The organism is Paraburkholderia sp. A1RI-2L (assembly GCF_048957375.1).
Taxonomy (GTDB): domain Bacteria; phylum Pseudomonadota; class Gammaproteobacteria; order Burkholderiales; family Burkholderiaceae; genus Paraburkholderia.
Genome location: NZ_JARBTA010000001.1, coordinates 1274375 through 1297054 on the forward strand (window position 1 = coordinate 1274375; position 22680 = coordinate 1297054).

Annotated in this window: 20 protein-coding genes; 7 read left to right on the top strand and 13 right to left on the bottom strand. The window is 63.8% G+C overall.

Annotated elements, in window-relative coordinates; genetic code table 11:
- The first annotated feature begins 292 nt into the window (after positions 1-292).
- On the top strand, positions 293-712 hold the full coding sequence (locus PWP93_RS06030) for a hypothetical protein (RefSeq protein WP_421043818.1): 420 nt from the start codon (positions 293-295) through the stop codon (positions 710-712).
- Between the two features lie 291 nt (positions 713-1003).
- Here PWP93_RS06030 and PWP93_RS06035 read toward each other — a convergent pair whose 3' ends face one another.
- Positions 1004-3502 carry a penicillin-binding protein 1A gene (locus tag PWP93_RS06035; RefSeq protein ID WP_421043819.1) on the bottom strand — a complete coding sequence of 833 codons (2499 nt, stop codon included), beginning with the start codon at positions 3500-3502 and terminating at the stop codon, positions 1004-1006.
- Between the two features lie 509 nt (positions 3503-4011).
- On the opposite strand from PWP93_RS06035, the gene PWP93_RS06040 reads away from it, so the two are divergent.
- The 4 genes from PWP93_RS06040 to PWP93_RS06055 all read left to right on the top strand — a co-directional run bounded on the left by PWP93_RS06040 (position 4012) and on the right by PWP93_RS06055 (position 8522).
- A complete protein-coding gene (locus PWP93_RS06040) occupies positions 4012-4581 on the top strand; it encodes a hypothetical protein (protein ID WP_421043820.1) in 570 nt (189 codons plus the stop codon).
- Positions 4582-4943: 362 nt separating this feature from the next.
- Entirely contained in the window at positions 4944-5624 is a 681-nt protein-coding gene (locus tag PWP93_RS06045) for a PspA/IM30 family protein (RefSeq protein ID WP_421023926.1), read from the top strand.
- 105 nt (positions 5625-5729) lie between these two features.
- Entirely contained in the window at positions 5730-6911 is a 1182-nt protein-coding gene (locus PWP93_RS06050) for a tetratricopeptide repeat protein (RefSeq protein WP_421043821.1), read from the top strand.
- Positions 6912-7019: 108 nt separating this feature from the next.
- Entirely contained in the window at positions 7020-8522 is a 1503-nt protein-coding gene (locus PWP93_RS06055) for a flavin-containing monooxygenase (RefSeq protein WP_421043822.1), read from the top strand.
- On the opposite strand, the gene PWP93_RS06060 is transcribed toward PWP93_RS06055, so the two are convergent.
- From PWP93_RS06060 to PWP93_RS06085, 6 genes are all read right to left on the bottom strand, one after another.
- On the bottom strand, positions 8504-9298 hold the full coding sequence (locus PWP93_RS06060) for a class I SAM-dependent methyltransferase (protein WP_421043823.1): 795 nt from the start codon (positions 9296-9298) through the stop codon (positions 8504-8506). The genes PWP93_RS06055 and PWP93_RS06060 overlap by 19 nt on opposite strands.
- Positions 9299-9343: 45 nt before the next feature.
- A complete protein-coding gene (locus PWP93_RS06065; RefSeq protein WP_421043824.1) occupies positions 9344-9472 on the bottom strand; it encodes a hypothetical protein in 129 nt (42 codons plus the stop codon).
- 201 nt (positions 9473-9673) lie between these two features.
- Positions 9674-10492 (bottom strand): ABC transporter permease subunit, encoded by an 819-nt coding sequence (locus tag PWP93_RS06070; RefSeq protein WP_421043825.1) that lies wholly within the window; start codon positions 10490-10492, stop codon positions 9674-9676.
- Positions 10489-11424: an ABC transporter permease subunit gene (locus PWP93_RS06075; RefSeq protein ID WP_421023920.1), complete on the bottom strand. Its 936-nt coding sequence runs from the start codon at positions 11422-11424 to the stop codon at positions 10489-10491. Before PWP93_RS06075 ends, PWP93_RS06070 begins: the two co-directional genes overlap by 4 nt.
- Positions 11421-12581, bottom strand: coding sequence for an ABC transporter ATP-binding protein (locus PWP93_RS06080; RefSeq protein WP_421043826.1), 1161 nt, complete (start codon positions 12579-12581; stop codon positions 11421-11423). Before PWP93_RS06080 ends, PWP93_RS06075 begins: the two co-directional genes overlap by 4 nt.
- A gap of 146 nt (positions 12582-12727) precedes the next feature.
- On the bottom strand, positions 12728-13828 hold the full coding sequence (locus PWP93_RS06085) for a polyamine ABC transporter substrate-binding protein (protein WP_421023918.1): 1101 nt from the start codon (positions 13826-13828) through the stop codon (positions 12728-12730).
- A 466-nt stretch (positions 13829-14294) separates the two neighbouring features.
- On the opposite strand from PWP93_RS06085, the gene PWP93_RS06090 reads away from it, so the two are divergent.
- Positions 14295-14498, top strand: a complete 204-nt coding sequence (locus PWP93_RS06090; protein WP_421043827.1) for a DUF1289 domain-containing protein — start codon at positions 14295-14297, stop codon at positions 14496-14498.
- 73 nt (positions 14499-14571) lie between these two features.
- On the opposite strand, the gene PWP93_RS06095 is transcribed toward PWP93_RS06090, so the two are convergent.
- The 5 genes from PWP93_RS06095 to PWP93_RS06115 form a co-directional block, all read right to left on the bottom strand.
- Complete coding sequence (locus PWP93_RS06095) at positions 14572-15216, bottom strand: OmpW/AlkL family protein (protein ID WP_421043828.1); 645 nt, start codon at positions 15214-15216, stop codon at positions 14572-14574.
- 85 nt (positions 15217-15301) lie between these two features.
- Entirely contained in the window at positions 15302-16492 is a 1191-nt protein-coding gene (locus PWP93_RS06100) for an NAD(P)H-dependent flavin oxidoreductase (RefSeq protein ID WP_421023915.1), read from the bottom strand.
- Between the two features lie 171 nt (positions 16493-16663).
- On the bottom strand, positions 16664-18097 hold the full coding sequence (locus PWP93_RS06105; RefSeq protein WP_421043829.1) for an aldehyde dehydrogenase family protein: 1434 nt from the start codon (positions 18095-18097) through the stop codon (positions 16664-16666).
- 202 nt (positions 18098-18299) lie between these two features.
- Positions 18300-19892, bottom strand: a complete 1593-nt coding sequence (locus PWP93_RS06110; RefSeq protein ID WP_421043830.1) for an ABC-F family ATPase — start codon at positions 19890-19892, stop codon at positions 18300-18302.
- A gap of 224 nt (positions 19893-20116) precedes the next feature.
- On the bottom strand, positions 20117-21019 hold the full coding sequence (locus PWP93_RS06115) for an NAD(P)-dependent oxidoreductase (RefSeq protein ID WP_421023912.1): 903 nt from the start codon (positions 21017-21019) through the stop codon (positions 20117-20119).
- Positions 21020-21297: 278 nt separating this feature from the next.
- Between PWP93_RS06115 and PWP93_RS06120 the strand changes: the two genes are divergently transcribed.
- Complete coding sequence (locus PWP93_RS06120) at positions 21298-21507, top strand: dodecin (RefSeq protein ID WP_421023911.1); 210 nt, start codon at positions 21298-21300, stop codon at positions 21505-21507.
- Between the two features lie 43 nt (positions 21508-21550).
- Here PWP93_RS06120 and PWP93_RS06125 read toward each other — a convergent pair whose 3' ends face one another.
- Positions 21551-22636, bottom strand: coding sequence for a BMP family ABC transporter substrate-binding protein (locus tag PWP93_RS06125; protein WP_421023910.1), 1086 nt, complete (start codon positions 22634-22636; stop codon positions 21551-21553).
- Between the last annotated feature and the right edge of the window lie 44 nt (positions 22637-22680).

Here is a 22680-nt window from a genome sequence, read left to right on the forward strand (position 1 = left end):
CCTGTCCTGCCCCCAAGCGCGCGCAAAAGCAAAAACAACCACTACGCCGCCTGCTTCGTCCAAAGCCTCTTCCATCCGCCTCGCCTCTGTCATCCATTTCCGTCAGAAAGATCTGAGCCCTAATTTCAGGATGCAACTGCTAAACTGCGTCGCAAATTGAGATAAGAGCAAGCAAATTATTTCGGAATGCTACTTAAATCATGAGCATTTCATCAAGCGACCTGCCATCGCCACGTGCGCTATCCAGGCAGCCTGTGTGCGACGGCGCATTTCAACCCCGACGACATTGATCATGGCACTCGTATCGAATCGCGGCCTCTGCGCCGCAGCGCTTCTCATGGCCAGCGTCGCTGCGCACGCCGAGCTCCAGTGCGCCACGGAGCGCAGTGGCTTCCGCGTGGAATCGGATAGCTGGGGCGGCACCGACAAACTCGAGCACTTTGCGGTTTCCGCGCCGTTCGGCGCGCTCGGCGGTTGGCTCACGCGCGACACCGATCATCCCGTGGTCTACGGCACGCTGATCGGCACGGCGCCCGGGCTCGCGCTGCAAGTCCTGAACGGCACCTGCCCCGGCGGCGGCTTCTCGTACAAGGACCTGTTCGCCGATGCGCTGGGCGCGCTCACTGGCGCGTGGCTCACACATTGGGCGCTCACCTATTCGCGCGAGCCGCACAGCCACACAATCGGTTTGCAGTACGACAACACCTTCTGATGCGCCACGCAGTGCTCCAATGTGCTCGTGTCTGCGGACAGCCTTGTGGATCAGTGAGTTAGCTTCGCTCTCCCAACGTTATCAACAGGGCCATCAACAAAAACTGTGGACAACGGAGCATCGGGACGAAGTCAGGCTTATCCCCAATTTTTGTTGAAGGCCCTGTGGAAAAGCCCTGGGCAACCCGCCCAAGTCCTTGATGCAAAAGCAAAACGGCGCGCCCAAACAAAACGCGGCACATCGTTGCCGATGTGCCGCGTTCAGAACAACTCGTCCATCAACGAGCGCCCATCAAGGCTTGTTCGTTTCGAACAGATCCATGATCTGCTTGCGCTCGCTCTGCGTGACCCTCGGCGTCGGCAGTCCGCCCGGCCCCATGCTGCCGGTCGCCCCGCTCGCATCGCTGGCCGCCCCCGCCGCGTTACCCGACTCCATGCCGACCGCCGAGACGAAGCCCGCGCCCGGCGTCGCGTCGGAGTAGTACAGCTCACCGCCGATCGTCGTGAGACCCGCCGGCATCGGCGGCTCTTCCTGCGGCATGCCGCGCAGTGCTTTGCTCATGTACTCGACCCAAATCGGCAGCGCGAGTTGCGCGCCGAACTCGCGGCTGCCGAGGCTCTTCGGCTGGTCGTAGCCCATCCACGCCACGGCCACGAGGTTGCGCTGATAGCCGGCGAACCAGCCATCGTGCGCGTCGTTGGTCGTACCGGTCTTGCCCTGCAGGTCGTCGCGGTGGAGAACGTTGGTGCCCGCGCCCGTGCCCGCCGTCGCCACCGAATGCAACAGGCTGTTCATCACGAAAGCGTTGCGCGGCGAGAGCGTTTGCGGCGCGTTCTGGCCCGCCACGAGCGGCTGTGCGCGCAGGATCGGCTGACCGTGCGCATCGTCGACTTCGGCGATCAGGTACGGGTTGATGCGATAGCCGCCGTTCGCGAACACGGAGTACGCGCCCGCCGACTGCAACGGCGTGACGAGACCCGCGCCCAGCGCCATCGGCAGGTACGGCGGCGTCTTGTCCGCGTCGAAGCCGAAGCGCTGCGTGACATAGTCCTGCGCGTACTTCGTGCCGATGTACGAGAGGATGCGGATCGACACTAGGTTCTTCGACTTCTGCAGCGCGAGGCGCATCGACATCGGCCCTTCGGGATAGTCGTCGTCCTTCGGCTCCCACGCGTCGCCGCCCGGCGTGCTGGGCGGGAAGTACAGCGGCGCGTCGTTGATCATGGTGGCCGGCCCGAGACCCTTCTCGAGCGAAGCCGAATAGATGAACGGCTTGAAGCTCGAGCCCGGCTGGCGCCACGCCTGCGTGACGTGGTTGAACTTGTTCTTGTTGAAGTCGAAGCCGCCAATCAGCGCGCGAATCGCGCCGTCCTGCGGCGTGAGCGAAACCAGCGCGCCCTCCACCTGCGGCAGTTGCGTGATTTGCCAGTTGTTCTTGCTGTCCGCCATCAGGCGCACGATCGAGCCTGGCCGAATCTTCAGCGCAGCCGACGCACGCGCCGAAAGCCCGCTCGCGACAAACCGCAGCCCGTCGCCCGTGACGGTGATCTGCGTGCCGTCGAGCAACTGCGCAGTGACCGACTTCGGGTTCGCATCGATGACCACCGCCGAGACGATGTCGCCGTTATCGGGGTGATCGGTGAGCGCGTCGTCGATCGCCTGATCGCGGTCATCGCCCGCAGCGGGCAGTTGCACGAAGCCTTCGGGACCGCGGTAGCCGTGGCGACGCTCGTAATCCATCACGCCCTTGCGCACGGCCGCGTAGGCCGCGTTCTGATCGGCGGAATCGATCGTCGTGGTGACCGTGAGGCCACGCGTGTAGGTTTCGTCCTTGTACTGCGCATACATCATCTGGCGGACCATTTCCGCAATGTACTCCGCATGTACGCTGTACTCGGTGCCCGCGGTGCGCGTATGCAGCGGCTCCTTGATCGCCTCGTCGTACTGCGCCTGGGTAATGTAGTTCAGGTCGAGCATGCGCTTGAGGATGTACTCCTGACGAATCTTCGCGCGCTTCGGATTGACAATCGGGTTATAGGCGGACGGCGCCTTCGGCAGGCCCGCGAGCATCGCGGCCTCGGCAAGCGTGATGTCCTTGAGGTCCTTGCCGAAGTACACGCGCGCCGCTGCCGAGAAGCCATAGGCGCGCTGCCCCAGATAGATCTGGTTCATGTACAGCTCGAGGATCTGGTCCTTCGTGAGCGCGCGCTCGATCTTGTAGGCGAGCAGCATTTCGTAGATCTTGCGCGTGTAGGTCTTCTCGCTCGACAGGAAGAAGTTGCGCGCCACCTGCATCGTGATCGTGCTCGCGCCCTGCGACGCTCCGCCGTGCATCAGGTCGGCGACGCCCGCGCGCAGGATGCCCACGAAATCCACGCCGCCGTGCTCGTAGAAGCGGTAGTCCTCGATGGCGAGCACCGCTTTCTTCTGCACGTCGGGGATGTCCTGGAAGCGCACGAGCTGGCGCCGCTCCTCGCCGAACTCGCCGATCAGCACGTGATCGGCGGTATAGATGCGCAGCGGCACCTTGGGCTGATAGTTGGTGAGCGCATCGAGCGAAGGCAGTTGCGGGCCCATCACGACAAGCGCGTAGCCGACGATCAGCGCGCCGATCACGCACAGCGTGGCGACCAGGCCGGCGAACCAGAGCGCGATCGTCGCGACGAACGAGCGACGGCGCACTCGCTCGTTGCGCGAGTCCTCGCGGCGCTGCGGCTGACGTCCATTGTTGAAGGAGGGTTCCCGATCGTTCGGGTACTGCGCGGAAGGCGGTCGTTTGATGATAGGCATGACTGGAATGATTGGCGCGTGGGTTCGCGCCCCCGGCTGCGCGCGGCTTGCGCGCATAGATCTCGATCCTGGCGTCATGGCGCCAATGCGGCGTGTGACAGCGCCGCCTGCTTGAGCGCGGCGCTCTGGCGTGACCGGCAACGCCCCCGTTCGGCCACGCGGCGTGCCTGGCCGGCGCGCCGTCGCAAGGTTACTCTTTCAATACCCTTTCGCAGGGGAGCCTCTACGGAAGCACCCGTGCGAAATGTAACAGCGCATTCTAAATAATTCGTGCGCGGGCAGTCGCGCTTTTTTTGTAAGAGTTTTTTGGAAACGGGCCTGCGACCCTCATTTTGCGGGCGCATCTTTGCGTTGCGCATCGCCTGTCACGTCATATGATGGAAAGGCTACTGCACGCTCTGCCCGTTTTGCTTGCCGGCCAATACGCGGGCCAATACGCCCCGCAACACCGGCGTCGTGCGCATGCGGGACCCCGGTTCACTCGAAGCCGATCCAACGGCCAGCCGATCATGAACAAGCCCAGCGAACGCATCGTCGTTTTCGTCACGTCCGCGCAAAAGCGCGCGATCTCCGCCACGGCCGATGAACTCGGCATCAGCATCAGCGAGTTGATGCGCCGCGCCGTGCTCGCTTTTGGCGCGACGAGCGACCCGGTGAAGGCAGCGAGCATCGTCGACCGGCTGAGCGCGACGCGCCAGCCCGACGCGCTCGCGCAAGTGCTGCGCAAAGCCGCGAAGCCGCTGCGCACGGGACGCTCGGCGGCACCGCGGCCGGCTGCCGTGGAGCCCGCAGACGAAGCACAAGCAAACGCTGATGACGCCGCTGCGCTTGCGGCGGGACCTGACGAACGCGCCGACGCGGTGCCTGAGGCCGGACTCGAACCGGACTCCGAACGCGCCGAGCGCGCCTTGGCCCAGGCCGTTGCCCGCCTGTCCGGCGAAGCCGCCGAGGCGGCCGCTGGCCAGCCCGACGCCGAACCGCTGCAGCCGCTGAGCGGCGCCCCGTTCGCGCGCGCGGCACACGATGACGACGACATGCACAGCAGCGACGCCGCCCCCAACGCGGGCAAATTCGCCTGAGCGCCGGACTGCTTTAGTGTTTGAACACGCGGTTTGAACGCGCGCGAATCGCACCAGGGCCGACGGCCCTTTAAGTCCCTTTTAAGAGACCCCGTGGTGTAATATCCGCGAGCGATGCGCCTGGGCAGGATCGATGGCGCAACGGATAATTTAACCGCTTTGGCCTGTTGCAATTGGCCAAAGCGCCCCGAATTTCGCGCTGCATGCGCGGCTTGCACAAAGCGGCGTAAGCTAAATGCGAGATTGCCGGGCGCAACGATCGGATCCGCCGCAATACCTCGCGACGCAACGCGAATGCCGCATGCGTGCAGCGCGGCCCGCTGGAGCATGGTGGGGCCAATCTCATTTCACCGGAGGAATACATGTCGCTTTTCGACTCCATCTCTCGCACGGTCAAGGGTCTCCTGAACGACGCCGCCGACTCCGTGCAAGACCCGTCGCGCGACGCGCGCCAGATCGTGCGCGAACTCGACGACAGCATCGCGAAAGCCGAGAACTCGCTCGTCGAGATCCAGGCGCAGGTCGCGATGCAACAAAGCAAGCGCGACGTGGCCGCCGACAAGGCAAAGAAGTACGAGGACGGCGCGAAGCGGGCGCTGCAATCGGGCGACGAAGCCCTCGCGCGCGAAGCGCTCGGCGCCCAGAGCACCGCTGAAGCCGAACGCGATGCGCTCGCGGCCGAACTCGCCAAGCTCGAACCGTCGGTCGATCAACTGAAGCAGCAGATCGACGACATGCGCTCGCGGCGCAACGACCTCAACGCGCGCTCGAACATCCTGCAGGCGAAGCAGCAGATCGCCCAGGCGAAGGATGTCGCGGCCACGGCGCTCGGCGGCATTGGTGGCAAGAATCTGTCCGAGGACTTCCAGAAGCTCGAAGACAAGGTGAATCTCTCGAACGCACGCTCGGACGCCCGCCTGAACTCGGCGGATACGTCAAGTGGCAAGGCGCTCGACGACAAGCTCGCCGCGCTGAACAAGGGCCCGTCGGTGGACGACCGCCTCGAAGCCCTCAAGAAGCAGCTCAATACGCCGGCACAGTAAATGCGCCGGACGTAACGGATGCGGCGCGGCTGGCCAGTTCCAGTACGCGCCGCATCCACGTTTCGTATGTCATGGAGACGGGTGGCAAACCGCCCGGCCTGCAACATGAAAAAGTTTCTCGTCGCCGTTCTCGCATCGCTCGCACTCGTGAGCGGCCTGGCGTTCGCCGTGCCGAGCGCGCAGCAGATCGAATCCGCGATGTCGCAAGGCGACTGGCAACGTGCGGACGCGGGCCTCACCGAAGTCCTGCAGGCGCACCCCGACAATGCCCGCGCGCATTACCTCTATGCGCAGGTGCTCAATCGCGAAGGCCGCTACGCCGACGCGCTCAAACAAATCCAGCAGGCGAAGTCGCTCGATCCGCAGGTCCGCTTCACGCAGCCGCAGCGTTTCGCGCAGGTCGAAGCGAAGATCCGTTCGGACGCGACGCGCGCCGGCGCTGTCACGACGAACCGCGCGAATAACCCGTTCGCCCAGCAGACCCAAGTGGCCGCGCCGTCGGCGCTCGCCGCAGCCGCGCCGCAAAAACACGGTCCCGGCATGGGCATGTGGATCGGCATTGTCGTCGTGCTGGTGGGCGTGGCGCTCGTGCTGCGCTGGACGCTGCGCCGCGCGAAATCCACGGAAGACGCGAAAGCCGGCGACGACCGCCGCGACCAACTCAAGCGTGCCACCGACCTGCTCAACGCCGTGCGCTCGCTCAAGCTCGACCTGAAGCTGTCGACTGCGGCGGGCCATGAAGCGCTCGAAAAAGAAGTCGAAGGCTTCGAGGCGCAATTGCGCAGCGTGGTCGAAACGCTCTCGGGCAGCACGAATCCAGTGGCGCCGTATCAGATCGAGGCTCTCGAGCGCCAGTTCGCGAGCCTCAAGGCGCGCGCCGAAGGCCGGCCCGATCCGAACGCCCAGGCCGCCGCCGCGCAGCCTTATGGCGAAGGTTCGGCCTATGCGCGCGAGGCGGATGCCGCGTTCGGACACAACCCGCAATATCCTCCGCAGCCCCCCCCTCAGCAGCAGCAACCGCCAGTCATCGTCCAGCAAGGCGGCGGTGGCATGGGCGGCATGGGGGGCCTGATGACCGGCGTGCTGCTGGGCCAGGTGCTCAATCAAGGCCGCGATCGGGTGATCGAGCGCGATGTCCTTGTCGACGACGAAGGCCGGCGCATTGTGCGCGATGGCGGCAATGGCGGCGGTGTCGACTTTGGCCAGGGCTCGAACGACTGGAACGACGGCTCGGGCGGCGGCGTCGATCTGGGCAGCAGCGACAGCTCGGATGACTGGAATACCTGAGCCGCTCCCGGCCGATGGCGCGCCATGACGGGCTCCCTCGCGGAGCCCGTTTTGCATCTTTCGCCTTTTGCCATTGATCTTTTGCGCGGCAACGCCCTCCATTCAGATATGACCACTCACGCGTCCTCGTCGCGGCAAGACACGCAAACCTCACCGCGCATCGCGATCGTCGGCAGCGGCTTTGCCGGCATCGGCATGGCGATCCGTCTGCGGCGCATGGACATCGAGACCTTTACGCTCTACGAGGCGGCAGAGAGTCTCGGCGGCACGTGGCGCGACAACGCTTATCCCGGCGCGGCTTGCGATGTTCCTTCGCACCTCTATTCATTTTCGTTCGAGCCGAATCCGAACTGGACGCGCACCTATGCGCCGCAGGGCGAGATTCTCGATTACCTGCGCCATTGCGCGCACAAATACGGCGTCGAGCGCCACATCCGCTATCGCTCGCGCGTGAACGCCGCGCGCTTCGACGTCGGGCGCAGCGTGTGGATGATCGAGATCGAGCGCGACGGGGTCTTGCATACTGTCGAGGCCGATTTGCTGATCGCCGCGAACGGCCCGCTTTCGCGCCCCGCCCTGCCCGCCATCGACGGGCTCGAGCGCTTCGAAGGCGCGCTCTTTCATTCGGCGCGCTGGAACCACGATTACGCGCTCGATGGCAAGCGCGTCGCCGTGATCGGCACCGGCGCAAGCGCCATCCAGTTCGTGCCGATGATTCAACCGCGCGTCGCACAGCTCACGGTGTTCCAGCGCACGGCGCCATGGATCATGCCGCGCCGCGATCGCCCCATCGGTACGCGTACGCGCTGGGTGTATCGCCATGTGCCGCTTGCACGGCGCCTGGCACGCGCGGCGATCTACTGGCAACTCGAATCGCGCGCACTGGGTTTCGTCGTCGATCGGCGCCTGCTCAATGCACCGATGAAGTTCGCGCGCAACTATCTCGCGCACAAGGTCAAGGACCCGGCGCTGCGCGCAAAGCTCACGCCCGACCATGTGCTGGGCTGCAAGCGCGTGCTGCTGTCGAGCCACTATTTCCCGGCAATCTCGCAGCCGAACGTGAACCTGGTAACCGAACCGATTCGCGAAGTGGTCGCCGACGGGATCATCACCGCGGATGGCGTGCATCGGGCATTCGATGCGATTGTCTGCGGCACCGGCTTTCAGGTAAATGACGTGGACGCGCCGTTTGGCGTGACCGGCTTGAACGGCGCGGATCTGGGCACAGCGTGGCGGCGCGACGGCCCCGAGGCGTATCTGGGCACCACCGTTGCGGGTTTTCCGAATTTCTTCATCGTCGTCGGGCCGAACACAGGCCTCGGGCACAACTCGATGATCTACATGATCGAGTCCCAAGTGCGCTATATCGCTGGCTGCATCGAAGCTCTGCGCAACCGCCGTGCGCGCACGATGACCGTGCGGCCCGAGGTCCAGCGCGCCTTCAACACGCAGTTGCAGGCGCAACTCGCGCACACGGTGTGGACATCGGGCTGCCACAGCTATTACCAGACCATGAGCGGCAAAGTCACGTCGCTATGGCCAGGCTTCACGTTCACGTTCCGGCACCGTACGCGCCGCGTGCGCGAGCGCGACTACGAGTTCGGGCGTTGAGCGCCCATCGGCCTGCCGGCATACACACGCGTTTCATAGGCGAAATTCACGCGCCCGTCACGCTGCGTCGCGTCGAACAGTTCGCGCAGCGCGGCGAGCATCGGCTCGTGGCGCGCATCGCCAGGCTTCGGCGCATACGACGAAGACGCGAGACGCCCGCGCAGTCCGTCGTAGTCGAGCAGTTGCGCATTCGGAAACACGGTCTTGTGCTCGAAGCCGTCGCCGAACCAGTCGGCCATGGCGTCGTCGTCGGGGTACGTCTCGGCCACGCTCGCGTAGTCGGTGCTGAATTCGCGCAGCAGCACTTCATAGCCCTCGAGAAACGCCGAGCCCTTCAAGAGCCGGCTGTTCCAGAACAGCACGATCTTGCCGCGCGGCTTGAGAATGCGCGCGAACTCGCGCCGGGCGTCCGCCTTCTCGAACCAGTGAAACGCCTGCGCTGCTGTCACGAGATCGATGCTCGCGGCTTCGAGCGCCGTGTTCTCCGCAGAGCCGGCCACGCTGCGATAGCCGGGGTTGTCGGCATAGTTCGCGAGATAGCGGTCCGCGGCCTCGCGCATCGCCGCGTTCGGTTCGACGGCCACGACCGGGTGGCCCGCATCGAGAAAGAGTTTCGCCGAAATGCCGGTGCCCGCGCCAACGTCGGCTACCGTGGCGCCTGGCGCAATGCCGCATTCGACATGAGCGAAGGTCGCCACTTCGCGTGGATAAGTCGGCCGGTACTTCACGTAGTCCGCGACCCGATCGGTGAAACGCCGGGTGGAATCGTCGATCATCGTGTGCCCTCGTGTCGTGTGCGCCGCGTTCCGGCCGCCTCGCACTCAGGCGCCGCTCAAGAGCTTGAGCAACCCCCAAAGGAAGCGGCAGACCATGACAATCAGCTCCCAGAGCTGAATCAGTTGTTGCCAGAGCGCTACGATCGCGCCCTCCTTCACTATTGCTTCGATCATCGTGTTTCCGCTGCAGGCCGCACAGGACGCCGTGCTACATGGCGCTGGCAGTCCACCTGTATTTCTCGATCATAGCCCCATAGCCGCCTGGCACGCTAAAGCCCCCGGGAACGCGAACGCGCTGAAAAAAAGAAAACGGCGCGTGAGCCGATGCTCACGCGCCGCCATTTGCAGGGTAACGCCCGCTTGCCCGCGAGTGCGTCAGACCGCCATCGCCATGCGTTTGCGCTCGGCGCGCTGCATGAAGTAGTTGCCGATGATCACGCCCGCCGTCACCACGAGAATGAAGAGCGTCGCGAGCGCGTTCATCTCCGGGTTCAAGCCGAGGCGCACACGCGAGAACACGACGAGCGGCAGCGTCGTCGAACCGGGGCCGGAGAGGAAGGCCGAGAGCACGAGGTCGTCGATCGACAGCGTGAACGACAGCAGCCAGCCTGCCGCAAGCGCCTGCGAGATCAGCGGCAGCGTGATCTGGAAGAACACCTTGAAGGGCGTCGCGCCCAGGTCGAGCGCGGCTTCTTCCAGCGACGGATTGAGCTCGCGCACGCGCGATTGCACGATGATGGCCACATAGGAAATGCACAGCATTACGTGGCCGATCCAGATCGTGAACACGCCACGCCCCGCCGGCCAGCCGAACAGCTTGCCCATTTCCACGAACAGCAGCAGCAGCGAGATGCCCTGAATCACTTCGGGAATCACGAGCGGCGCGTTGATCATTCCCGAAAAGAGCGTGAAGCCGCGAAAGCGCCCCATGCGCGCGAGCACGAAGCCCGCCCACGTGCCGATGATCACCGAGACGAACGCCGTCATCAGCGCGACGCGCAGCGACAGCCACGCGGCGGTGATGAGCTCGTCGTCGGTCGCGAGCGCCTGATACCAGCGCGTCGAGAAATGCGTCCACACCGTCACGAGCTGCGAGTCGTTGAACGAGTAGACGATCAGGCTCAGGATCGGAATATAGAGGAACGCAAAGCCGATTCCGAGCGCGATGAACTGCAGAACACGATTCGGCTTCATTTGCCGCGGCCCTCCAGTTCCTTCGCCTGGAAGTGCTGGAACAGTGCCATCGGCACGAGCAGCAGCAGGACCATTGCGCAGGTAACGGCGGAAGCCATCGGCCAGTCGGCATTGTCGAAGAACTCGTTCCACATGACGCGGCCGATCATCAGCGTGTTCGCACCGCCGAGCAATTCGGGAATCACGTACTCGCCCACCGCCGGAATGAACACCAGCAGGCAGCCCGCAATAATGCCGTTCTTCGAGAGCGGCAGCGTGATCTCCACGAACGCGCGCCACGGTTTCGCGCCGAGGTCATAGGCGGCTTCGAGCAGCGTGAGATCCATCTTCACGAGGTGCGCGTAGAGCGGCATCACGAGAAACGGCAGATACGAATACACCATGCCGATATAAACCGCCGTGTTCGTATGATAGAGCTCGATGGGCGAATGGATGATGCCGAGCGACATCAGGAAATTGTTCAGAAGTCCGTTGTTCTTCAGGATGCCGATCCACGCGTACACGCGAATCAGGAACGACGTCCAGAACGGCAGCATCACCGCCATCATGAGAACGTTGCGCGTGGCCGGATTCGAGCGCGCGATGTAGTACGCCATCGGATAGCCGATCAGCAGACACAGCAGCGTCGAGATGGCTGCCACCACGACCGAATTCACGTAGGTCGCGAAATACAGGCTGTCCTGAAGCAGGAACGCGTAGTGCGAAAGATCCAGCGCGATGTGCCAGACGCCATTCGCGTACGACGTGAGCTCGGTGTATGGCGGGATGCCGAGCTGCTGGTCGGCGAAGCTGATCTTCACCACCAGCACGAACGGCACGAGGAAGAACAGCAGCAGCCAGAAGAACGGGCCCGCCACGACGGCCGTGCGGCCGGTCAGGTTGAAACGCTTCGCCGGCCAGTGCAGCAGATTCTTGAAGCTCAGCGCGCTCATGACGTCAGCACCACCCCGGCCGATGCGCTCCAGCGCACGTAGACCTCGTCGTCCCAGGTGGGCGAGTCGATCTCGGAGAGCGCGAGGCTCGACATGTTCGCGATCACCGTCTTGCCCGATTCGAGCTGGACGTGATAAAGCGAGTAGCCGCCCATGTACGCGACGTTCTTGACGACGCCCTTGCCCCAGTTGAACGCGCCCTCGGGCGGCTTGCGCGTGAGCGCGATGCGCTCGGGCCGCACCGAGATCGTCACGGGCATGCCGAGCGGACCGGTGATGCCGTGGTTCACGTAAAGGCGCACCGTCAGGTCCGGCGACTCGACGAATACGTGATCGGGCTCGTCCTCGACCACGTTGCCCTCGAACAAATTGGTCGAGCCGATGAATTCCGCCGAGAAACGGCTGTTCGGAAACTCATAGACCTCATTGGGCGCACCCAGCTGCACGATCTGCCCTTCGCTCATGACTGCGAGACGGTCGGCCATCGTCATTGCCTCTTCCTGATCGTGCGTGACCATGATGCAGGTGACGCCCACGTTCTCGAGAATGTTGACGAGCTCGATCTGCGTGCGCTGGCGAATCTGCTTGTCGAGCGCCGACATCGGTTCGTCGAGCAGCAACAGCTTGGGACGCTTGACGAGCGAGCGCGCGAGCGCGACGCGCTGCTGCTGGCCACCCGAGAGCTGATGCGGCTTGCGTTTAGCGAAACGCGACATCTGCACGAGTTCGAGCGCGGCGGCCACGCGGTCCTTGAGTTCGGACTTCTTCACGCCCTCCTGGCGCAGCCCGAAGCCGACATTCGACTCCACGGTCATATGCGGAAAGAGCGCATACGACTGGAACATCATGTTGACCGGACGACGGTACGGCGGCAGCATCGCGAGATCCTCGCCGTCGATCAGGATCTTGCCCGAGGTCACTGTCTCCAGACCGGCAAGCATGCGCAGCAAGGTGGATTTGCCGCAGCCCGAGCTGCCGAGCAGCGCGAACAGTTCGCCCTTCTTCACCGACAGGTTGACTCCCTTGACGGCCGTCGTTTCGCCAAACTTCTTGACGACGTCGACGACCTGCACGAAGTTGTCCGCGGCGCTATCCGCCGTGGCGTTGCCCGAAGGCAGCACGCCGGGGGCTGCCGGCGCGCTCGACTGGTCACTCATGATTCTCTCTGCCCTGCCTGGTTCTGCCTTGATGCTGGACGGGGTTGACGAACAAAGCCCCCGGCATCATGCCGAGGGCTCGGGTAAAGCGATCAGAAGACGCTACGCGCACCGCCAACGCAATCTGTCAACGGCGCGCCAGCGCATCAGCGGCCCGACTTGAACTCGGTCCACAGACGCGTCTGCAGACGCTGGATCTCAGGCGGCAGCGGCTTGAGCAGGAACAGCGTCTTCAGGACTTCGGGCGACGGGTAAACGGCCGGGTCGTTGGCGATGTCCTTGTTCACGTACTTGCGTGCTTCGGCGTTCGCACTCGGGTAGTAGACCGCATTCGTGATGGCCGCGTGAACCTGCGGCGTCTCGATATAGTTGATCCACTCGTGAGCGGCTTCCTTGTGCTGCGCGTCCTTCGGGATGGTCATCACGTCAAACCAGATCGGCGCGCCGCCCTTCGGGATGTAGTACTCGATCTTGTACGGCTTCTTCGCGTCGATGGCGCGATGCTTGGCGATCACGACGTCCCCCGACCAGCCGTAGGCAAAGCAGATGTCGCCGCCCACGAGGTCGTTGATATAGCCCGACGAGTTGAACTGCGTGATGTACGGACGGATCTTCTTCATCATCGCGAGCGCGGCGCGATAGTCGTCCGGGTTCGTCGAAAGCGGGTCCTTGCCGATGTAGTGCAGCGCGGCCGCGAACATCTGGTCCGGTGCGTCGAGCACGGATACGCCACATGCCTTCAGCTTCGAGATGTTCTCGGGCTTGAAGAGGATGTCCCAGTTGTCGAGCGGCACGTTCTTGCCAAGGATCTGCTGCGCCTTGGTGACGTTATAGGCAAGTCCGGTCGTGCCGTAGGCCCAGGGCACCGCGTACTTGTTGCCCGGATCCGCGCCGGCGACCAGCGCCATGAGTTGCGGATCGAGATACTTGAGGTTGGGGATCTTCGATTTGTCGAGCGGCGAAAAAATGCCGGCGGCAATCTGCTTGCCCGCATAGTTGCTGGTCGGGACCACGATGTCGTAGCCCGAATTGCCTGCGAGCAGCTTGGCCTGGAGGGTATCGTCGCTATCGTAGTTGTCGTACTTGACCTGAACGCCGGTCTGCTTCGTGAAGTTCGGGATCGTGTCCTTGGCGATGTAATCGGACCAGTTATACACATTCAGTTGCGTATCCTTCGCCACCGACGTCACCCACGGCGCCGCGCACAGCGCGAGTACAGCCAGTTTCGCCAAAACCCGTTTCTTCATCCCGTTCTCCGCTTTTAGCCGATTGATAGCCCGATTGAAGGCCTGATTGTTAACCTGCCTGTTAGCTTGCGTGTTGCTTGTCCCTGCCGGTATTCAGCCTGGCGGCGCCCGCCTGAATATTTCATCGAACCTACCATCAAACCTGCCGGGCGACAAAGAAAGCGCACCGGCCTGTCGCACAAACGGAACAGGACCCGCCGTGCAGCCAGGCCAGCCGCAAGCTGCGCACGCCGCGGTTGGGCGCCACTGACAGTAAATCGCGCGCAATTTTAGCCGTTTATCGGCCCCTGTCCACCAAAAAAACGGCCCGCGCAACATTCGCGCGACGCCGCTCGCCACCAGGCCATCGCCCCTCCGCCAATTGGGCTAATCAGGCGGCGCCCGCAAATCGATTAACATAGCGGGGTTTTCCGCAAAGCCGGTGCGCATGTCCGCGTGCCGGTCATCCTGCCCCCAAGACATATCGATGGCCTCCAATCTCCACGACCTTCCCGACAGCCCCTGTATCGGCGTGTGCTCGACGCTGTTCGACGAAATCTGCAAAGGCTGCGGCCGCACTGCGACGGAAGTTTCGAACTGGGTGTTCCTGAGCAACGAGGAAAAGCGCGCCGTGTGGACGCGCATCGAGCGCGAAGGCACCGCCATGCGCTTCCAGCAAAACCGCGCCTGACCCAGCGGCCCACAGCACGAAAAAACGCCGGGCGAACCGGCGTTTTTTTCGTTTCGATAGCGGGCGGCAGCGGTCAGAACTTCATGCCGATCCCCACGCCCACCACGATCGGATCGATATAGAGCGTGCCGAGCGACGAGCCATTGAGCGACGCACCCGTACGCATCCAGATCTTCTTGACGTCCGCGTTCACGAAGACGTTTTTCGCGACCTGATAGTCGACGCCGAACTGCAGCGCCGGGCCGAAGCTATGGTTGTCGATCGACACGGGCTGGCCACCCGCGTGCAGCCCATTGTTGTAGAACAGCGTGTAGTTGATGCCGGCGCCCACGTATGGCCGGAATACCCCTGCATTGTTGAAGTGATACTGCAGCAGCAGCGTGGGCGGCAGCACGCCGACTCCACCCAGCGCGCCGAGGCTGGACGTGACCTGATTGCGCGACGTGCCGAGAATGAGCTCGGCGCCGATGTTGTTCGTCACCATGTAGGTGAAGTCGAGCTCAGGAACGATCGCGTTGTTGACGCCAGCCTTGAGCGTATTGAGCGCGCCGCTTGAACTCACCTGCGGCGTGATGGCGATCGCGCGCAGCCGCACGAGCCAGTCCCCCGCGTAGATACCCGTGGTGGGCGTATCGGCGGCATGAGCAGCCGATACGGCGAACGCGGCGCCCAGCGCCAATGCGGCAACGGCCGCGATGGTTTTCAATTGCCTCGTCATGATGGTTACCCCTTTTTTCCCCCGCGTAGATTCGCAGGTCCGCAGAGATTCTCTGCGGGAGATCCCATCACGAAATTGACAGCTGTCAGTTCATGGCCAATGCCGGCTGTTGTGCGACCTGAGGCCGCGTAACACCGGTCAAAAGCAGCTCCAGCAGGTCCCTGACGCTGCGAATGGCGTTGCCAAACGGCAACGCTTCACGGCCACGGAAGAACAGGCCGTTTGCCACATCGCCGCGCAACGCCGCCGCCAGGCGGGTGTCGATGCAGAAGTGGCCGAATTTTTCGATGCCGTCGCGCAGGCCGCAGATCGACAGGCATTCGAGCCCGGTCGGGCAGGCATTTTTCTTCGAGCCAATCTTGATGCGGATGCGCGACTCGTTGCGCAGGTAACGATCGAGCCATGGCGTTTTCACCGCGCGCGCGGGCAGGCCGGTCACGCTCACGAACTCGACGATGTCCTCGGGCTTGGCGTCGGCGAGAACGCGCTTGAAATTCGGGTGCGCGTCACCCTCCTCGGTCACGGCGAACGGCGTGCCCACCTGCACGCCGTTGGCGCCCGCCTCCAGCCACTTGCGCACGGCCTCGTGGCTGTTGACGCCGCCCGCCACGATGAGCGGCACCTCGCGGCGCGTGATGCCGAGCGACGCATAAACACCGTCGAGTTCCTCGAAAATGCGCTCGAACCCGAAGCGCTCGTTGTCCATGTCGGCGATGTCGGTCACGCCAAGGTGGCCGCCCGCATGTGCGGGGTGTTCGAGCACGATGGCGTCGGGCAGACGCCCCTTCTTCATCCACTTTTTGAGCACGAGCGAGACGCCGCGCGCATCCGAAAGAATCGGGATGAGCGCGATGTCCATGCCCTGCGTGAGATCCGGCAGATCGAGCGGCAGGCCCGCGCCCATGACGATGGCATCGGCGCCATGCTCGCAGGCCGCGCGCACGTAGTCGGCATGCGCACTGACCGCTTTCATCACGTTCACGGCGATCATGCCGTTGCCCTGCGCCAGCTTGCGCGCAGCCGCGATTTCACGGCCGAGCGCGACGAGATTGGCGCGCTCGAGCGTTTCGTGCCGAGGGTCGGCGCGGCACAGATCGACAAGGTCGGGGTGATGATGGCGCAGGTCGATGCTCGCGATGGTGCCAAGCGCGCCTTCGCGCGCGACGCTGCCCGCAAGCCGGTGCGCCGAGACGCCGACACCCATGCCGCCTTGCACGATGGGCAACAGTTGGCGGCCGCGAATATGGAGCGGCGCGAAAGAATAGTTAGGAAACATGGTGGACCGCTTTGCGTTATCGGTGGCAAAACGTTAATAGTCGCGCGCTGCCCACAGACGATATTGATACATGTCAATAAAAAACGCGGAGCCCCTTGGGAATCCCCGCGTCTTTGACGAAAATCAAAACGTCGCACCAAAACATTTGCAAGGCGCGAAAACGTCATCAGATCAAGGTTTTGGCAGCTTGAACTGCATCGACTTGTACTCGAGGTACTCTTCGAGACCGTATACGCCGTTCTCGCGGCCATGGCCGGATTGCTTGAAACCGCCGAACGGCGCGGCCATGTTCCAGGCGCCGCCGTTGATGTCGATCTGTCCTGTGCGGATACGTCGTGCCACGCGCGCCGCGCGCTCGTCGCTGCCGGCCCACACCGCACCGCCCAAGCCATAGAGCGAGTCGTTGGCGATGGCGACGGCGTCGTCCTCGTCTTTCGCCGTGAGGATCGTGAGCACCGGGCCGAAGATCTCCTCCTGCGCAATCGCAGCATCGCGCGGCACGCGGCCGAACACGGTCGGCTTCACGAAGAAGCCCTTCGTCACACCTTCTGGCATGCCTGCGCCGCCCGTCACGAGTTCGGCGCCGTCGGCAATGCCACGCTCGATGTACTGCTGCACACGTTCTTGCTGCACTTTCGAGGCAAGCGGCCCCAGCTTCGCCTTCTCGTCGCGCGGATCGCCTACCGTATAGGCTTCGACAGCCTCCTTCGCGAGTGCGCGCGCTTCTTCGTAACGGGCCTCGGGCACGATCATGCGCGTGTGCGCCGAGCAGGTCTGTCCCGAGTTCAGGAAGCAGGCGCCCACGGTGCCCTTCACGGCCGCGGCGAAATCGGCGTCGTCCAGCACGACCGAGGCCGACTTGCCGCCCAGCTCCAGCGCGACGCGCTTGACGGTGGCCGCCGCCACTTCCGAGACGCGCTTGCCCGCGCGCGTCGAGCCCGTGAACGAGACCATGTCGACCTGCGGATGACGCGCCAGCAGTTCGCCGACCACCGGCCCATAGCCGGTCACGAGATTGAAGACGCCGGCGGGCAGGCCGGCCTCGTGAATGGCCTCGGCGAGCACGAACGCATTAAGCGGCGCAACCTCGGACGGCTTGAGCACGACGGTGCAACCTGCAGCAAGCGCGGCAGCCACTTTGAGCGTGATCTGATTGAGCGGATAGTTCCACGGCGTGATAGCCGCCACCACGCCCACCGGCTCGCGCACGACGAGTGAATTGCCCACGCGCTCCTCGTACTGGAACTCGTTTGCGAGTTTCGCATAAGCGCCCCAATTGTAGACGGGACCGCCCACCTGAATCGCGCGCGCGAGTTTCAGCGGCATGCCCACTTCACCTGCGATCAGTTGCGCGAGCTCGTCGGTGCGGGCCTTGAGGTTATCGGCGATTTTCTGCAGATAAGCGCCACGTTCCTGCGGGCTCGTCGCGGCCCATTTGTCGAAGGCGGCGCGCGCGGCGGCGATGCCCGCCTCGGCGTCGGCTTCATTGCCTTCAGGGATGCGGCCCATGACGGCTTCAGTGCCCGAATCGATGACGTCGATCGTGCCCTTGCCATGCGGCGCGACCCACTGGCCGTTGATGTAGAGCTGGTCGTAGTTATGCATGCGCGTCTCTCCTGACTCCGTGTTCGTTTGCGGTCTCGTCGCGGCTTGCACCGCGGGAACAGTGCATTCTAGCGTGGTTGACGCAAACGTAAGGTCGGGCTTTCGTGCGCTCAGGCAATTGCGCCGCTCCAAAAACAAATCGGGCGACGCATGCGCGCCGCCCGATTTGTTTCCCTGCCTGCTCTACTCGCTCAACCAGCGCTTAGTGCAGGCCCTGGCTCGCGAGGAAGTCCTCGTAGTTGCCGCTGTAGTCGTTGATCTTGCCGTCGGTCTTCACCTCGATGATGCGGTTGGCGAGACCGTTCACGAACTCGCGGTCGTGCGACACGAAAATAAGCGTGCCTTCAAACTTCTCGAGCGCGATCTGCAGCGACTCGATCGATTCCATATCCATGTGGTTGGTCGGCTCGTCCATGAGCAGCACGTTGTGGCGGCCGAGCATCAGCTTGCCCCAGATCATGCGGCCCTTCTCGCCGCCCGACAGCACCTTCACCGACTTGCGGATGTCATCGGCGTTGAAAAGCAGACGGCCCAGCGTGCCGCGCACCGATTGCTCGTCGTCGCCTTCCTGGCGGTACTGGTCGATCCAGTCCATCAGCGTGACGTCGTTCGGGAACTCTTCGTATGTGTCCTGCGGCATGTAGCCGATGTTCGCGTTCTCGGCCCACTTCACCGTGCCGTTGTCGACGGCCAGGTTGCCCAGCAGCGAGCGCAGCAGCGTGGTCTTGCCCGCGCCGTTTTCGCCGATGATCGCGATGCGCTCGCCCGGCTGCACGCTGATGCTGAATTTATTGAAGATCTTGCGATCATAGGTCTTCGTGATTTCTTCCGCGACCACCACGATGTTATGCAGCTTCTTCTCGAACTCGAAGCGGATGAACGGGTTCTGGCGCGACGACGGCTTGAATTCCTCGATCTTGATCTTGTCGATCATCTTCAGACGGCTGGTCGCCTGGCGCGCCTTCGACTTGTTCGCCGAGAAGCGGCGCACGAAGTCCTGCAGGTCGGCCACGCGCTCCTTCGCCTTCTGGTTCGCGGCCTGCTGACGCTCACGCGCCTGCGCGGAAGCGAGCATGTAGTCGTCGTAGTTGCCCGGCCAGACCTTGAGCGTGCCGTAGTCCATGTCCGCCATGTGCGTGCAGACCTGGTTCAGGAAGTGTCGATCGTGGGAAATGATGATCATGGTCGAGTTGTACTCGTTCAGAACATCTTCCAGCCAGCGGATCGAGTTGATGTCGAGGTTGTTGGTCGGTTCGTCGAGCAGCAGCACGTCCGGCTTCGAGAACAGCGCCTGGGCGAGCAGCACGCGCAGCTTCCAGCCCGGCGCCACGGCGCTCATCGGGCCGTTGTGGAATTCCGTGCCGATGCCGATGCCAAGCAGCAACTCGCCCGCGCGCGCTTCGGCCGTGTAGCCGTCGTACTCGGCGAACTTCGCCTCCAGTTCGGCGGCGTGCATGTAGTCGTCGTCGGTGGCCTCGGGGTTCGCGTAGATCGCGTCGCGCTCGGTCATTGCGGCCCACATTTCGGTGTGGCCCATCATGACGACGTCGAGCACGCGCACGTCTTCGTACGCAAACTGGTCCTGGCGCAGCTTGCCCAGACGCACGTTCGGCTCGAGGATCACGGTGCCCGAGCTTTGCTCGAGATCGCCACCGAGGATCTTCATGAACGTGGACTTGCCGCAACCGTTCGCGCCGATCAGGCCATAGCGGTTGCCTTCGCCGAATTTGACCGAGATATTCTCGAACAAGGGCTTCGGCCCGAATTGCATGGTGATGTTGGCGGTAGAGAGCACAGCGCGTCCCGGAAAGTAGATCGACGAAAAACCTGTAATTTTAGCAGGTTATGCCAGTTCGCGCGCGGCTGCCAGCGCTCCGGCCTTGCAGGCGCACTCAGGAAAACTACCGGAAATTCGTGGCAGATTGGTGCAGGCGGCGCAGGGGCCGCCCGGGATGGGGTCTGATGAAAGCCCTTTGGGCAAGGGCGGCCGCTCGATGCCGCCTTCATCAGTTCACGCCATCAGGCGCGGCGCGGCGTCTGCAGGACGTCGACGAAACCCGACAAGTCCGCCTCGGCCAGGCCCATCGCGGCGCCGAGGCGCAGGACTTGCTGCACGGTGCCCGCGACGGGCATGGGCGTGCCGGTCTGGCGCGCGGCATCCGCGACCGTGTCCACGTCCTTCTGGAACGTTCTCAGTGCACCGATCGGCACGAGGCCGTCCTGCGTCATGCGCGGCACGAACGTGCGCAGCAGCGTGGAGTCGGCCCAGCCGCCCGCGAGCGCCTCAGGCAGCTTGGCGGCGTCGATGCCGCTGCGGCGGGCGAGCCCCACCGCCTCGGCAATGGCCGCAACCGTCGCCGTGACGATCGCCTGGTTGCACAGCTTCGTGGTCTGACCGGCGCCGGGACCGCCCATGTGCGTGACTCGCGCCGCATAGGCAGCAAGTATCGGCGCCACCGCCCCGATGTCTTCCGCCGTCCCGCCCGCCATGACCGCGAGCGAGCCCGCCTGTGCGCCCGCCACGCCGCCCGACACGGGCGCGTCCACCCAGCCCACGCCCAGCGTCGCCGCGCGCGCGGCCAACTCGCGCGTCTGTTCGGGCGGGATGCTCGAATGGTCGACGATCCGGCGCACACGCACGGCTTGGCCGCCCTCGGCCACCGCAGCGGCCAGCAAGCCGTGCTCGCCGAACACGACCTGCTCGACGGCTGCGCCGTCCGCGACGCAAAGCAGCACCACATCCGCGTGCTGCGCCAGCGCCGCGGGGGTGGCCGCGACCTGCGCGCCATCGGCGACCAGCGCCTCGGCCTTCGCCGGAGAACGATTCCACACGTGCACCGTGTTACCCGCGCGCAACAAATGGCGAATCATCGGTGCGCCCATCAACCCCGGCCCGCAAAATCCCAGTTCCTGCTTCTGCATCCTCTCCGTCTCCTGCATCGTGCCTCGCTACATTCGAGTCGGGCACATTTCACATTCCGCGCCGCGTGCGGTCTCTGCCAGGCTCCGGCCGGCACGTCCGATGCGGCGCAATCGCAAGGCGCCATGATACCGGCCGTCGTTGTTCGCCGTTGCCCGCCGTTGCCTATACTCGATTGACACGTGCGCCGAATGCACCGCGCCGCCCCGCAAGAGCTTTGCATGGGACTGGGACTAAGCGCTAAAGCGCCAAGTCCCATCGACACACAGGAGACATTGTCATGAACGACCACGTCTACAAGCAGATCGAACTCACCGGCTCCTCCACCGTCTCGAGCGACGACGCCGTGCGCGGCGCCATTGCGCGCGCCTCGAAGACGCTGCGCAATCTGCACTGGTTCGAAGTCACCGAAACGCGCGGACTGATCGAGAACGACCAGATCACGCGCTGGCAGGTGACCATCAAAGTCGGGCTGCGCATCGACGAGTAAGGTTCGTGCGCCGCCGCGTGGCGCAGCCTGGCCCTGCTTCGGCTTACTTCGGCAACGCGCCGTCCACGCCCTCGACGTACCAGTTCAGGCGCTGCAGTTCCGGATCGGTCAGCGTCTTGCCGGCCGGAATCTTGACCGCGCCGGTCTGATCCTTGATCGGGCCCGTGAAGACGTCCCACTTGCCGCTCGCGATCTGTTCGCGCTTCGCGGCGACGGCCTTTTGCGCGTCGGCGGGTAGCTCGGACGTGTTCATGTCGCCAAGATCGACGGCCTTCTGCGCGATGCCCCACCAGACCGGATCGTTCTTCCACTTGCCGTCCAGCACCTGCTGGATCGCGGCCGTATAGTAGACGCCCCAGTTCGCCTCCACCGAGCCCAGGTGTGCATGCGGGCCGAACTTCTTCATGTTCGAGTCCCAGCCGAAGGCGTGAACGTGCTTCTCCTCGGCGGTCGCGAGCGTCGCGCTTGAATCGGTGTTTTGCAGCAGCATGTCGGCACCCTGGCCGATCAGCGTCTCGGCCGCCTGTTTCTCCTTGCCCGGATCGAACCAGCTATTGATCCAGATGACCTTGGTATGGACCTTCGGATTCACCGAGCGCGCGCCCAGCGTGTAAGCGTTGATGTTGCGCACGACTTCGGGAATCGGCACCGAGGCGACGAAACCCAGCGTATTGGTCTTGGTCGCGTAACCGGCCGCCACGCCTGCGAGATACGCGCCCTGATACATGCGCACGTCATAGGTGCCGAAGTTCGCGGCCTTCTTGTAGCCGGTCGCGTGCAGGAACACGGTATCGGGGAAATCCTTGGCGACTTTCAGTTCGAAGTCCTGATAACCGAAGCTCGTGCCAAAGATGATCTTGTTGCCCTTGTTCGCGAGATCACGGAACACGCGCTCCGAGTCGGCGGACTCGGGCACATTCTCGATGCGCGTGATCTTGATCTTGTTGCCGAACTTCTGCTCGACCATTTTCGAACCCTGATCGTGTGCGAAAGTCCAGCCGGCATCGCCCGGATTGCCGAGATAGACGAACGCGACGCCCGGCGCATCGGCGGCCTGGGCCTGCGGCGCGAGCGCCGCCGCGCTACAGGTTGCGGCTACGGCGAATGCGGTCAGGATGGTTTTTCTCATCGTGGATCTCCTGTCGTGGATAGGGGTACTGCGTGCGTTCGAAG